Source organism: Luteimonas sp. 3794, from assembly GCF_031456825.1.
GTDB lineage: Bacteria > Pseudomonadota > Gammaproteobacteria > Xanthomonadales > Xanthomonadaceae > Luteimonas.
Window position 1 is genome coordinate 646,536 of the sequence record NZ_JAVDVJ010000001.1, and the last position, 12,774, is coordinate 659,309.

Annotated in this window: 13 protein-coding genes; 7 read left to right on the top strand and 6 right to left on the bottom strand. The window is 65.4% G+C overall.

Annotation, left to right across the window (positions count from 1 at the left end; translation table 11 throughout):
• Window positions 1-27: 27 nt before the first annotated feature.
• Complete coding sequence (locus tag J2X52_RS02840) at window positions 28-651, bottom strand: hypothetical protein (RefSeq protein WP_310148347.1); 624 nt, start codon at window positions 649-651, stop codon at window positions 28-30.
• A gap of 36 nt (window positions 652-687) precedes the next feature.
• A complete protein-coding gene (locus J2X52_RS02845) occupies window positions 688-1,677 on the bottom strand; it encodes a DUF3883 domain-containing protein (protein ID WP_310148350.1) in 990 nt (329 codons plus the stop codon).
• Window positions 1,678-1,690: 13 nt separating this feature from the next.
• On the opposite strand from J2X52_RS02845, the gene J2X52_RS02850 reads away from it, so the two are divergent.
• On the top strand, window positions 1,691-2,428 hold the full coding sequence (locus J2X52_RS02850; protein ID WP_310148353.1) for a PIN domain-containing protein: 738 nt from the start codon (window positions 1,691-1,693) through the stop codon (window positions 2,426-2,428).
• Between the two features lie 666 nt (window positions 2,429-3,094).
• Here the strand turns inward: J2X52_RS02850 and J2X52_RS02855 are convergent.
• The gene (locus tag J2X52_RS02855) at window positions 3,095-4,147 is read right to left on the bottom strand and encodes a WYL domain-containing protein (protein WP_310148356.1); all 1,053 of its coding nucleotides are present in this window, start codon (window positions 4,145-4,147) and stop codon (window positions 3,095-3,097) included.
• 75 nt (window positions 4,148-4,222) lie between these two features.
• Between J2X52_RS02855 and J2X52_RS02860 the strand changes: the two genes are divergently transcribed.
• Complete coding sequence (locus J2X52_RS02860; RefSeq protein WP_310148359.1) at window positions 4,223-4,873, top strand: glutathione S-transferase family protein; 651 nt, start codon at window positions 4,223-4,225, stop codon at window positions 4,871-4,873.
• A 144-nt stretch (window positions 4,874-5,017) separates the two neighbouring features.
• On the opposite strand, the gene J2X52_RS02865 is transcribed toward J2X52_RS02860, so the two are convergent.
• Window positions 5,018-6,325 (bottom strand): EAL domain-containing protein, encoded by a 1,308-nt coding sequence (locus J2X52_RS02865; RefSeq protein ID WP_310148363.1) that lies wholly within the window; start codon window positions 6,323-6,325, stop codon window positions 5,018-5,020.
• Window positions 6,326-7,123: 798 nt separating this feature from the next.
• Between J2X52_RS02865 and J2X52_RS02870 the strand changes: the two genes are divergently transcribed.
• Window positions 7,124-7,534, top strand: coding sequence for a hypothetical protein (locus tag J2X52_RS02870; protein WP_310148366.1), 411 nt, complete (start codon window positions 7,124-7,126; stop codon window positions 7,532-7,534).
• Window positions 7,535-7,873: 339 nt separating this feature from the next.
• Window positions 7,874-8,035 (top strand): hypothetical protein, encoded by a 162-nt coding sequence (locus tag J2X52_RS02875; protein WP_310148369.1) that lies wholly within the window; start codon window positions 7,874-7,876, stop codon window positions 8,033-8,035.
• Window positions 8,036-8,358: 323 nt separating this feature from the next.
• Here the strand turns inward: J2X52_RS02875 and J2X52_RS02880 are convergent, their stop codons facing one another.
• Both J2X52_RS02880 and gntA read right to left on the bottom strand, forming a co-directional pair.
• Window positions 8,359-8,991, bottom strand: a complete 633-nt coding sequence (locus J2X52_RS02880) for an urea carboxylase-associated family protein (RefSeq protein WP_310148372.1) — start codon at window positions 8,989-8,991, stop codon at window positions 8,359-8,361.
• Window positions 8,988-9,719 (bottom strand): guanitoxin biosynthesis heme-dependent pre-guanitoxin N-hydroxylase GntA, encoded by a 732-nt coding sequence (gene gntA / locus J2X52_RS02885; RefSeq protein WP_310148374.1) that lies wholly within the window; start codon window positions 9,717-9,719, stop codon window positions 8,988-8,990. Before gntA ends, J2X52_RS02880 begins: the two co-directional genes overlap by 4 nt.
• A gap of 236 nt (window positions 9,720-9,955) precedes the next feature.
• Here gntA and J2X52_RS02890 point away from each other — a divergent pair, with 236 nt between their 5' ends.
• The 3 genes from J2X52_RS02890 to J2X52_RS02900 are packed head-to-tail and all read left to right on the top strand — an operon-like array spanning window position 9,956 to window position 12,659.
• Window positions 9,956-11,062: a hypothetical protein gene (locus J2X52_RS02890; protein ID WP_310148376.1), complete on the top strand. Its 1,107-nt coding sequence runs from the start codon at window positions 9,956-9,958 to the stop codon at window positions 11,060-11,062.
• 19 nt (window positions 11,063-11,081) lie between these two features.
• Window positions 11,082-11,216 (top strand): hypothetical protein, encoded by a 135-nt coding sequence (locus J2X52_RS02895; RefSeq protein ID WP_310148379.1) that lies wholly within the window; start codon window positions 11,082-11,084, stop codon window positions 11,214-11,216.
• Window positions 11,217-11,270: 54 nt separating this feature from the next.
• The gene (locus J2X52_RS02900; RefSeq protein ID WP_310148381.1) at window positions 11,271-12,659 is read left to right on the top strand and encodes a serine hydrolase domain-containing protein; all 1,389 of its coding nucleotides are present in this window, start codon (window positions 11,271-11,273) and stop codon (window positions 12,657-12,659) included.
• Window positions 12,660-12,774: the final 115 nt, after the last annotated feature.

Consider the following 12,774-nt stretch of genomic DNA (forward strand, 5'->3'; position numbering starts at 1 on the left):
CGGCTACGCCTGCTAACGGTGCCAGGTTCACTTATGAGTGGCGTCGGCAGGCGACGTGATCTCTCGGCCTTCGTTGATCCTTTTGATCCATGCTTCGCCAACCTTTGCCGCCGCCTTCTCAGCCTCTCCGTGCCACAGGCTGATAATGGCGCACGAAATCATGACGGCGGCAAAGATTGAAATGACCCACTGGCTGAGGCCGCTGATGTGCGCCGCGTAGTACGCGGCGCCGGCGCCACTGAAGGCGAACAAGAAGTATCGAATGAGCGGCCAGTGGCGTAGAAGCCCGCGGGTGGTCTGGTTGCGATGTATTGAGTACTGCCAGCTGACCGTTTGCGTGTCAGCGTCGTACCTGAGAAATGCCCAGATATCGGACAGATCACTCAACGCCTGGCTTGCGTGCGGATGTGCAAGCGCGGCGCGAATGACATGCGCGGGAAGATTCGTGCCGTACAGGTGGCGGATCGTCACCTCCAGCCATAGATCGTCGTCAATTCGCTTCGGATCCCATCGCTCCAAGAACTCGCTCCGGCTTTGATTGCGTCTGCCGTGCAGGCCGAACAAGCCGCGCGCGGCGTAGAGCACGAGCCCGAACAGCACGACAGGAATGAGCAGGCCGGGACCGCCGGCGCCAATGACGTCCTTGATCAAGTGCATGCCCTCCTTGGGCGATCGCGTGGAAATGAATCAGTGGGACAAAAGCGTCGCACGAAAGCTGACCGGATCGAGGCGGCAATGCGTGCCGACCGCGCCCGGGAGCATGAACATGCGCGGCGACTGCCTGAAGTCGAACAGGCGGTAGAGATGGAACTGTTCGGCGTGCGCATCCGAGAACGCCGCCTCGTTCGGTGAGATGAAGAACGGGGTTTCGGCCAGGTATGCCGTGGTCTTGACCTCGATGAAGCGCTCGCGGCCATCCGTTTCGAAGGACAGCACATCGTGGCCCAGGCCATCGCCGCGCGTCTGCGACACGTGCTCGACGCGCTCGGCCAGTGTTCGGGCGCCCAAACTGTGCAAGCGTCGGGCTTCGTATTCCATGACGAGCTGTTCGCCGGCGAGTCCGAGGGAGCGATTGAGCGCCTCGCGGTGCAAGTAGTCGCGCTTGACCGGCACGATGGTTGACCAGTCCTTTCGTGGCTCGCGGAGTTTGCGGCTTGCCCGCGCGGGGACGTCGACCACGAACGTGTCGTAGCTGTCGAGCAGAGGCATCTCCATTTCGCTCTGCACGTTGCGCAATGCCGCTTCGTCCAGTACGCGGTCGGCTGCGAGTGCGTGGCCGACCGGGATCACGAGATCGCTCTGGTAGTTGAAGCGGGGCAGGTAACCGCGCAGCTGCGGCGCGTCGTAGACCTCCATGAGCACCGCGCTGATATTGGCGTGCTTGAACTCGATGGCACCGCGGCTGCGTGCGGGAATGCGCGCTTGCAGGCGGCGGTTGTGTTCCGCCTTGTTGAGCGCCTGACCCAGCTCCTGCGTCCTCAACATCTGGAAATAGGTGGCGACCGTCGCTTCGATCTCCACGTCGGTCCAAGGGGCTCCGGCTTCGCCTTCCACGATATCCAATGCGCGCACTCCTGCGGGGTCGTACCAGGATAGCGGGACGTTTCGTCGCATGGCTCGCCGAGGATGCGACGCTGAGCTTCCCGCTGCCTCAGCGACGCGGCAGAATCGGGCCAACGGGGGAGGGCACATGGACAAGCCGTATTACCTGATCGATTTCGAGAACGTGCAGCCCAAGGCGCTCGACTGCCTCAAGCCGGGCACGTCGTGCATCAAGGTCTTTGTGGGCGCGCAGCAGACCAAGGTGATGCTGGATCTGGCGCGGGCACTGCAGCTCTTCGGCACGGACGCGGAGTACATCCAGATCACCGGCAGCGGTCCGGATGCCGTGGATTTCCACATCGCCTATTACATCGGGTGCCTGTCCGCGCGGGAGCCGAACGCCAGTTTCCGGATCGTCTCGAAGGACACGGGCTTCGATCCACTGGTGCGCCACCTCGTGGCAAAGGGTGTCGATTGCAAGCGAATTCCGGAGTTCGGTCCTGTCTCTAAACCTGCCAAGGCGGCGACAGGCGCCCAGAAGACAAACGCGGCGAAAGGCGCGCCTGTCGCGCCCGCATCCGCTGCAGCCAAGCCAGCCGTCACGAAGTCCGCAAAGACCGCGAGCATCAAGATCGTCGTCAGTCCACCGGCTTCCGCGTCTGCGACCAAAGTGGAAACGCGCTCCAGTGCCGCGCATGCCAAGTCCGTACTCGCGCTCCTGGCCAAGTCCACCAAGCCGGGCAAAGTGTCCGGTCTGCGTGCTTCGATCAAATCGTGGCTTGGGCCCGCGCTCGACGAGAAGGCCATCGATGCAGTGCTGCAAAGCCTCAAGGACACGCAGCGCATCGTGATCGAGGGAACGAAGGTGAGATATCCATCGCGCTGAAGAGCTGGGATCGGAGTGCGATCTAGTTCTGCGCCGTTGGCGCCGATGCGCTCGCCCGCACCGTTCTCGGGCGTGCCAGCTTGCCAGGTCCGAACACGCGGCCGAGCTGGGCTTCCATGGCACGACTGAAGCGGTCGGGACCGTTGAGATGAGGCACTGCAAGTGGAGTCGAATGGGTTCGGTGTCTGCTGGTGTCGCGGCGTCCCGTGCCAGCTGTCTGCAGCGGGCAAGCGTGGAGACATCCACTACGGCGGGGGTGCTGGAAGCGCAGGAATGCTTCGTGCGAAGGCATCAAGACGCAAACAGAAACCTGACGGATAAGCCTGGGAGCGATGGCGGTTTCACGGCATGCAGGCTCGACGGCACGTAGTTTGTCCATCAACTCTTCGAAATGAAAAGGTGAGCGACATGCTTAAATTTCTTGCCTCTACGGCTGGCGTCATTTTCCTGATCGGCCTGATCGTTGTGATCGGCTTGTTGATGTTGATCTTCTAAACGCCAGGCGTTGCGATCAGTTGGATGCTGTGATCAAGAGGGCTCCTCGGCAACACCGGGAGTCCTTTTTGATATGAGGCGTATCGGGGTCCGGGTCAAAGCGGCGGAGGTAACAAAGTTGCGGGCTGCAAGCTGACGGCGCGAGGTTGAACCTCGCAGTGCCAGGCCCACTTAAGCCTCGCCGTCGGGTGGTGCATGAGGCGAGCGTTCGCAGGGGCGGCCCAGGTTGCCCGTCGACGCGCCCGGCATCTCGTCGCTGGGGAATGGAGACGCCGCCGTCTGAAACATCTCCGCCGTCCGCGCCAGCAGTTGCCGCACTTCTGCGAGCGGTTCGCTGCACTCCACCAGCTCGACCGGTCGCCCGATCATCAGGATCTGGGCAACGAGTGCTTCGGGGCTCTCGGCGCCAACGCGCAGCATGCTGTGGGTGTCCGACTCGGACTCCAGAATGCCGCACCAGAGCGGGAGCGCTGCTTCCAGTTCGGGTACCGCGCCTGGCACGCGCAGCGTCACGCGGCACGCAAAGGGCGCGTAGGCGATGCCGCGCTCCAGCCGCTCGGCCGCATCGGCCGGCAAGGCGCGGGGCGGGAAGCTCGGGCCCGGGCGTGGCACGCCGTGTACCCGGTCGACGCGGAAGCTGCGCCAGTCCTGGCGATCCTTGTCCCAGGCAATCAGGTACCAGCGGCGGCCGAAGTTGGCCAGGCGCAGCGGCTCGATCCGGCGCTGGCTCGGCTCGCCCGCATGGTTGCTGTAGTCGAAGGTGAGCGTGCGGCAGTCGCGGCATGCAGTTGCCAGCGTATGCAGCAGGCTGGCGTCCACCAGCGGCGGGCCTGTGCGCAGCGACAGCGTGACCGCATGCAGCGCAGTGCTGCGTCGGCGCAGGCGCGCGGGCATCAGTTGGTCCAGCTTGGCCAGCAGCGCCAGGACCGCGTCTTCGAGGCCACCCACGTTGGCGCTGGCGGCGCGCAGTGCGAGGGCCAGGGTCACCGCTTCGTCGTCGTCCAGCACCAGCGGTGGCAACTCGGCGCCGCGGCCCAGGGCATACCCGCCGCCAACACCCGAGGAGGCCTCCACCGGATAGCCGAGCTCGCGCAGGCGGTCGACATCCCGGCGCACGGTGCGGGCATCCACGCCCAGTTCTTCGGCCAGCGCCGCGCCGGCCCAGTGCCGCCGCGATTGCAGCAGGCTGGCCAGTCGCAACAGGCGGGCGGAGGTGGACAACACGCCGGCAGCGTATCGAGGACAGGAACTGTCCGCAATGCGGTCTAGGCTTGCTCCGTCCATCCATCAGGAGTCGCCATGACAACGTCCGCCATCACCCTGTACCACAACCCCCAGTCCCGTTCGGCCGGCACGCGCATGCTGCTGGAAGCGGTGGGCGCCGATTACACGGTCGAACTGGTCGATTTCGCCAGCGGCCAGAACCGTGCGCCGGGATTCCTGGCCATCAATCCGCTCGGCAAGCTGCCCACGCTCGTGCACGGTGAGGCGGTGCTCACCGAGCAGATCGCCATCGTGATCTACCTGGCCGACCGCTTCCCGAAGGCCGGCCTGGCGCCCGCGATCGACGATCCCCTGCGCGGCCCCTACCTGCGCTGGCTGGTCTTCTACGCCGGCTGCTTCGAACCGGCCGTCCTCGACCGCGCCTACAAGCGCGAGGCCATCGAGGCCTCGGCCTCGCCTTACCGCGACTACGACACCGTCATCGAGACGCTGGCAGCGCAGCTGGCACGGGCCGACTATCTGCTGGGCGATACCCTCACCGCCGCCGACCTGCACTGGGGCAACGCGCTGAAGTGGGTCACCGGCTTCGGTATCGTGCCCAAGCTGCCGGTGTTCATGGAATATATCGAGCGGGTCGATGCGCACCCCGGCTGCGTGCGCGCGCGCGAACTCGACGCCGCGCTCATGGGCAGCATGGCGGCGACACCGGCGCCGCCTGCGGCCTGATGCGTCGGTCATCGCGTCCAGGGACGTAGACGTGTCGCGCGTTAGAACTCGACGACGGCCACATCGCCCGGAAAGTCGACGTGGCTGGCCCGGATAACGGTGCCAGGTTCAATTACTTTGCAGGCTGATGCCCCGGCCGCGTCTTCACTGTGCGTCGAGCCAATCCTCCAGCATCGATTCGGGCATGGGGCGCGCGAACAGATAGCCCTGGAAATGATCGCAGCCCATGCCGATCAGAAGATCGCGTTGGGCGACGGACTCGACGCCTTCGGCCAGCGCGCTCATCTGCATGATCTGGGAGATTTCGATGATCTTGCCCAGCAGGCGCTGTGCGCTGTCGTGGCCGGCGGCCTCCTGCACGAATTGGCGGTCGATCTTCAGCTTGCGTACCGGCAACTGGCGCAGCGTGGCCAAGGACGAATAGCCCGTTCCGAAGTCATCAAGCGCCCAGCTGATCCCCAGTGCCTCGATCGCCCGCATCTTGTCGACGATCGCCGAAGCGTTGGTGGACAACGCCGATTCCGTGAGCTCCAGTTCCAGCAAAGCCGGGTCGATGCCCGCCTGGCGGATGACGGTGGTCAAGGATGGTGTGAAGTCCCCGTCCATCAGCTGCATCGGACTGACGTTGACGGCGATGCGGAGATGACGGGTCTTCGTGCCTTGCGACCATCGCTTGAGCGTCTCGCAGGCCTGGCGCAACACCTCTAGACCGATCTCGTTGATCAGCGTGCTTTCTTCGGCCAACGGGATGAACACATCCGGTGACAGCAGCGTGCCTGACGGGTGCCGCCAGCGCGCCAGCGCTTCCACGCCCGTGACCGTGCCGTCACCCCGCACCTGCGGCTGATAGTGCAGTTCGATCTGGCCGTTGCGCACGGCCCGTCCCAGTTCGCGTTCGAGTTGCAGGCGCTTGCCGACATCGGCCCGATGGATCTTGAAGATGATGGCCAGTAGCGCGATGGCGAAAGTGATGTTGGAGCGTGCGCCCCATTCCCGCACCTCGACAGGCGGCGAAATCCCCGGCGCCAACGGGTCCAGCGCGCCGGTTGCGAACGCAGCGAACGCGGCCAGGCAAAGCATGGGGAAGACCAGGGAGCCGTAGCGCTCACGTGCGTCGAAGATGAAGGCCGCGGCGGCCGCCAGCGGAAGCAGGAACATGTGCGCCGATCGTGGCACCCATGCAATGGGCGCGTCGATCAACGCGATGCCGCACACCGCGACCAGGATGCCGTGTGCGACCAGCAGGACCGACTGGCCGTCCCCTCGCCTTCTGCGGACCAGTGCCAGCACACCGACCACCGCTACGGCGAAGAACAGCCCCGCCAGTTCCGCGCGATCGAAGTACCAGTAGCACACCGTCCACGCCAGCCCGAGTGTGATGGAGGCCACGCCCGTCAACGTCAGGATGGCGGTGACTTTCTCGCGCCGCGCCGTGCTCTCGAACTTCAGCATTCGATGCTGATCGTGTCCGTCCATGTCCATCATTCTGTTGATCGTTCTTTGAGCGCCCGCGCGAAGTGGCGACGTCAGTTCGTCTTCCCGTAAGAAGGCTGACTAGGCAAGGTCAATTGGGGGGGGTGTTGTCACAGCGGATGCGGTTTCGAGGCAGCGCCGATCCGGTCCGGATGATGCCGGCTCCGTGTTCATCTTTGGGCCGCAAGGTGCGACCGACATCACCAAGTGCGAACGCTGTCACAGCGTTTGGCAACGATGCGCTGCCGCGTGCGCAGCGCATCCCGTCACGTCCCTGCATGTCGCCGCCGAGTGGGGACGGCCAATCGCGAGAATCAGTCCGGCAGCGGCGCGAGGTTCACGTTCGAAGACGTGGTGGTCGAGCGTGGACAGAGCCGCCTCAATCGCGGCGCCTTAAGGACAGCCCGAATTCTTCGGTCGACAACAGCAAGCCATCCTGCCCACTGCGTTCGGCCAGCGGCGAGGCATAGAGGACCTGCCTGGGCCAGTTGCATCATGGCGACGCCGGTGAACGACTTGGGATCCGATGCAGCGGGTTGCGCCTGTGTCGCGCCGCGCGGGGGGCAGTGGCTGCAAATCAGCGCACCAGGAGCGCCGCGCGGAAAGTGGCTGGATCGCATCGCCAAGGGGCGTCGACCGCCTTCGGCACCTACGCGGTGACGGTGCCAGGGCGGGGTGCGGCAGCTGAGATCCGACGGCCGGTTTGCCGCGCCATGCGCGTTGATTTCCCGAGGAGCGGCGAATGGACGCCGGTTCCGCATTTCAGGGAGTCCCCGCATGAAGCACGTCAACCGAGTCACCGCCGTCGTGGCAATCGCTTGCGCCCTGCTGACCGCAGGCTGCGCGAGCACCGGTGGAGCCAGCACCGCATCCGCGTTCCAGCCAGGCAAATACCAGAATGGAGAGACGGTCGCGATCTTCAACACCGATGGCACGTTCGTCGGTACGACGACCTCGGGTAATGAGTGGGTGCGCGGCACTTACCAGGTGACCGGGAACGAGGTCGTCATGCGGGACACTTGGGAGAGCGACATGCTGCGCCAACAGATGGGCAAGGACTGCATCGGCATCGCAGGCCGTTACAACTGGACGCTGCAAGCCGACGTACTGACGGCGACGGTGATCGACGATGCCTGCGACGGACGCCGGCGGGGCACCAGTGGTGTGCCATGGACGCGCATGCGGTAGACCTGCGGACATTCGCCGGTGCGTGGCAGTGTGGGCGCTGAGGCCCGTACTGCCCGGGATCAGGCTTTACGGCGCCTTAGATGTCATGGCATCAGCGCTGTCTCCGCCAAGGGGAGGCGGTTGCAGCGCATGTCCTTCCAGCCCGCCTCCGCTTGCCTGCGCTGGGGCACGCCATGGCGGCAGGTGCGACAACATGTCGCGCCGGCCCGCTTGGCGCCGGGTCTAAGATGTCGCGCATACGACGACGTGAGCCGACCTCAAGCTGCCGAGGCAGCGTGGCGGGTAGCGCCAATGTCCTCACGTGCGGCGGTCCCGAGTGTCCGCCTGGAAGCAAACCCAATGTACGACTGGTTCCCCATCGTCTTCATCGTGTTCAAGGTGGTCGTGCTGGGCACGGGCATGTTCTTCGCCATCAAATGGCATCACGACCAGGCCAGGAAAGACGCGCAAGAGAAGGCCGAGCAAGAGAAGACGGACGACAACGAAGCCAGCGGGCCTTGACTGGGAACCGCGAGTGATTGAGCGGCGGGGCCGTGCCGGTGCGTGTCGGGCCGATCCGCGAGACAAGCCGAGGAGCCAAGGCGGGCCGCCGCCATGCGAATGCGGGACGACGCCGAATTGATCCGGCAGGCGCCATGGGATGTTCGAGTAAGCGCCGTGCAGCTCGCCCAGGTTGCTGTGGACAGTCAGGCGCCAAGCTTTCGGACGCAGTGACGCATCCCGGTGTCATCGACAACGCGTGCAACCAGTGGGTTTTTCGCGTGCCGGGCGGCCGTCGACGCGAACGGGAGGAGGACACGCTTCAGGCGCCAGATGCCGTTACTTCAGCGCGCTGCATCCGTAGTGATATCTGCGCCTGCGCGCAGCACCCTGAAGTCGATGGGCTTGTACGAGAAATTGTTGGACTGTCCGGCGGAGCACGCTGTCAGTGCCGCGATGAGCGGCATTTCCGCCCGAAAGCGCACGTAGTCCCCCGGCTTGCTCAATGGCGGCAGGACCGACACGTTGCCGGCGTCGTCGAATGCGACGTGCATGAAGACGTTGAACGCGGTGGGGATCCGGTCGATGCCGATGCCGTAGGGCTCGAGCGCGGCGGCCAGGTTGCCCTCGCAGCCCGGTCGACCGACCTGTTCGCCATAGAGCTTTTCGAACATCTTCTTCGAGCAGGGCGTCAGGGTGAAATCGTGGCGCCCGCAGGTGTCCTCCACGATGGTGAACATGGGCGTGCTGCGGTTGGAGTACAGCGTGTCGCCGGTGCTGAGAAAGAGCTTCGATGCGTAGTCGATCGATCTGCCCGAGGACAGGTATTCGGCGGTATCGTCCCGGGAAAATGCGGTCAGGTCGCTGACCTGCTCGCCCATCGGATCGATGATGATCAGCTCGTCCCCCTCTTCGAGCACCACCGCGCGGCCGGAGCAGGGTGGGACGCGTGCTGCACTTGGGACGTTCGAGGTCACTTCGGGCTCCTGACGTGGAAGGGGCACGACCAGTCGGGCTCGGCCTTGCGGCCGCTGTACTGGCGCGTCTCGGCGGCTGCGCCGAAGTCGGCGAGATTGGGATTGATCGATCCCTGCAGCGCGATATCGCGCTCGCGCGTGGCGGCCTGCATCTTTTGGTAACGGCCGTCGGCGCGCAGCTGTTCGAACTGCTGATGGGAATTGAACACCAGGGCGGGTGCGACGAACCGGCGGGCGATGCGTGAGGCACCCGGATGCAGGCCGATGACGAAGAATGCGTGACCGGCGATGCTCAGACTGAAATGCGGATCGTCGGGATCGCGGCTGATGTCGGGCGCCCAGCGTGTGCCGCGCTTCACATCCAGATCGTGCAGGCGCTGCAACTGCGACCACAGCATCGCCTCGAATCTGGATTCGCTTGTGTCCCGCGGATCCTGGAACAGGGCCGCAAATGAATGCACGGTCGTATCGTTCGCCGCCTGCCGCTCGACCATCCGCGCAAAGCGACCCAGCGCGTTCAGAAGTGGCGCGTCATTGGCGCGATCGCCCATTCGTCCAAACACGTGCGGCTCGATGGCACCTTTTGCCAGCGCCGCCTTCGAGCCCACGCACGGCCAGTCCGCTGCGCGGATCTTGTCGAAGAGCTGTTCCGGAAGATCGCTTGCATCCGCGCCGGGGGGCGTGGCGAGAGGCAGCGGATGGGGACAGCGTGCTGACGGGAGAGTCATCGGGATGCCGGGTGACGTTGGAGAGGTCGCAGGCTAAGCAGACTCTTGGAACGCCGCCGTGTAGCTGCCCCATTCTTCTGGCGGGCGCGTTTAGCAGGGAGATGGACTTGTGTGCAGCGGGCGAAATCGCAGGTCTCGCGCGAGCGCACGTTCCGGCCGCCTCCGCATCCCGCCCGTGCATCCGGACTTGCACGCATGCTCGCTAGACTCGGGCACCCCGATCACGCTGGAGCACCGTGGACACCGAAGCAGACGTCGAACGGCTCAGCGCCGTGGAGCGTGCCGGCCTGGCCTTTCTGCGCCGCGGCTGCGCGAGCGACGACGGCGAGATCCGCCCGTGGCGCGACGCGGACCGTGCGCGCATCCGCCGGTTGCAGGCGTGGGCCATCAGTCTGTGTGGGCTGGCCGGCGCCGTCTCGGCCACGCTGATCGGGGCGGCGGACATCTGGCTCCGCGACGTGCTGGTCACCGGCTCCGAGCCCTCGCTGTTCTCGCCGGGCAGCGACGCGTCCTACTGGGCGTGGTACGCCGGTATCGCCTTGCTGGTGAGCCTGCTGGAACTGCTGGCGATGTACTGGGTGTTGTTGCGCAGCGTCGCGGGGATCGCCGAGGCCGCCGGCCTGTCGTTCTCGCAAGGGGATGCCACAGATGTATTGGTCACCGGCCTGTCGCGCGCGGCCCTCGACATCCCAAACCCCCGTCGTGCCCTGCACGGCATCGATCCCTACGCACGCGCGTCGCGCCTGAAGCTACTGGCCTATACCGCGCTGTACCGCATCAAGGTGGGCGCGACCAGCTTCGTCGTGCGCGTTCTCGCCCGGCGCGTCCTGGCACGCAGCGGGTTGCGCGTGCTGTTGCCGTTCGCGGCGGTGCCTGTATTCGCGATCTGGAACGCATTGATCGCTTGGTGGGTGATCCGCGAAGCGCGCGTGCGCGCCGCGGGCCCGTTGGCGGTGCGCGAGGCCGTTGCGGCGCTGGAGCGGGCGGGGCTGGACGACGACGGCAAGCGCCTGGCCCTGGATGCTGTCGCAGAACTCGTCGTCGCGGCCCAGGACGCGCATCCGAACTACGACCTGCTGCTCGCGCGCCTGTGCGAGGCGCTCGGCCTCGAAGCGCGCATCCCCGAATGGACAGATGTCCGCACGCGTCTCGCCAGCGCCGACGTCCGCACGCGGCAGGCCGTGCTGACACTCATGACCACCACCACCGCCTTGCGCGGTCGCAGCTGCCGACGGCAGCGCCATGTGCTCGAAGCCGCCCATGCCGCATGCGATGCATCGCTCGGTGACGCATTGCAGACCGCGCAGCGGCGCATCGCCGAAGGCCGCTGCGTGCCCGAGTGAGTCCTGATCGCGACCTGGCGTGAAGCGGATTCCAAACGTCTCCTCGCTGGCGTTGCCGCTGATGCAGGGGGACTCCCTGCTGCCCGCCGAAGTGCTGGAAGCGAGCACCGACGCAGATTGTCTGCGGGCCGACGCCGCCGGGCGCCGCGCCTGACCGGTTTGCCGCCACAATCGGCTCTGACGCAGGCCATCAATCAGGGAGGTTCCGATGCTCGGACGTATCGTGCTGGCAACAGCGATGATGTTTGGTCTCATGGCGTCGGCCGCGGCAAAGCCGCCGGCCGAACAGGCGTTCGACGCGTGGCTGGACGCGTTCAATCGCAACGACCGTGAGGCATTGCGCGCGTTCAATACCCGCTGGTTCGGCGATCCCGACCACAACCTCGCGTATCTGCTCGACAGTCATGAAGAGACCGGCGGCCTCGAGGTGGTCCAGGTCGAACACAGCGCGCCAGCGGCGTTTGTCGCGCTGACGCGCGAACGTAATTTCCCGGTACAGCGGCGGGTGACGGTACAAGTCGATCAAGCGGACGCTTCGCGGCTCGAGCACATCACGCAGGAGCCGCTGCAGATTCCGCAGGCGAAGGCACTGGACGCGTTCGATGCATTCGCCACGCAGCTGGCTGAAGCGGATCGCTTTTCGGGTGTGCTGGTGATCGAGCAGAACGGACAGCGGCTGTATGCCAAGCCGTTCGGACTCGCCAATCGCCAGGACGACACGCCAGTGCAGTTGGATACGCCGTTTCTTTTCGCGTCGCAGGGCAAGATGTTCACCGCCGTGGCGGTGTTGCAGCTGGTCCACGCCGGGAAGCTGGGGCTCGATGCGCCCGTGGGCAGGTATCTGGCCGACTACCCCAATCCGAAGATGGCGGCCGTCACGATCCGGCAGTTGCTCTCGCATCAGGGCGGGGCGGGCGATATCGGTGTGCTGCAGCCGGACGAGGGTGCCAACCGTGCCTGGGTGCGTTCCATCGCCGATCTGATCAAGCTCAACGGCGACCGCGCGCCGGCGTTTCCGCCGGGGTCGGAATTCGAGTATTCGAATTACGGCTTTCTGCTGCTCGGCGCCGTGGTCGAGGCGGTCAGCGGGCAGAGCTATTACGACTACGTGGCCGAACACATCTTTGCGCCGGCCGGCATGACGACAACGCGTTTTCCGACCCTGGCGCAGATGGGCGAGGTCGCCCGGGGCTACACGCAGAACGACACCGGCGCGCTGGTGCCGAGCTTCGATCAGCTGCCCTGGCGTGGCACGCCTGCGGGCGGTGGTGTCACCACCGCCGATGACGAAGTGCGTTTTGTCACTGCGCTCAAGGCCGGCACGCTGATTCCGCTGCCGATGCTGGAAGAGGCGATCAGGCAACAGACCGACTGGTACGGCTACGGTTTCATCTCATCGGGTCCGCCGGAATTTCCGCATTGGGGCCACGGCGGTAGCGCGCCCGGTACCAGCGCGGCGCTGTCGATCTACCCGACCAACGACATGACCATCGTGTGCCTCAGCAACCGCGATCCGCCGGTCTGCGATCGACTGCTGACGCGGTTGCACTGGCATCTGTCGCCGCCGCCTGAGTCCACAGAGATGGCGGGACGATGAGAGGGGGCAGTCCGGCGGCGCGCCGGCTGCGATGCATCGACACGCGCAAGGTGCGTCATGGCTCGAGTAGATCGCTGCGTTCGTGCGGATGCCATCCGGAAACCGCGATGTGTAT

Bases quoted from the DNA above. Each gene is read 5' to 3' on its own strand.
- J2X52_RS02860 (WP_310148359.1), top strand. From the start codon at position 4,223: ATGACAACGTCCGCCATCACCCTGTACCACAACCCCCAGTCCCGTTCG.
- gntA (WP_310148374.1), bottom strand. From the start codon at position 9,719: ATGACTCTCCCGTCAGCACGCTGTCCCCATCCGCTGCCTCTCGCCACG.
- J2X52_RS02865 (WP_310148363.1), bottom strand. From the start codon at position 6,325: ATGCTGAAGTTCGAGAGCACGGCGCGGCGCGAGAAAGTCACCGCCATC.
- J2X52_RS02850 (WP_310148353.1), top strand. From the start codon at position 1,691: ATGGACAAGCCGTATTACCTGATCGATTTCGAGAACGTGCAGCCCAAG.
- J2X52_RS02875 (WP_310148369.1), top strand. From the start codon at position 7,874: ATGTACGACTGGTTCCCCATCGTCTTCATCGTGTTCAAGGTGGTCGTG.
- J2X52_RS02900 (WP_310148381.1), top strand. From the start codon at position 11,271: ATGCTCGGACGTATCGTGCTGGCAACAGCGATGATGTTTGGTCTCATG.
- J2X52_RS02870 (WP_310148366.1), top strand. From the start codon at position 7,124: ATGAAGCACGTCAACCGAGTCACCGCCGTCGTGGCAATCGCTTGCGCC.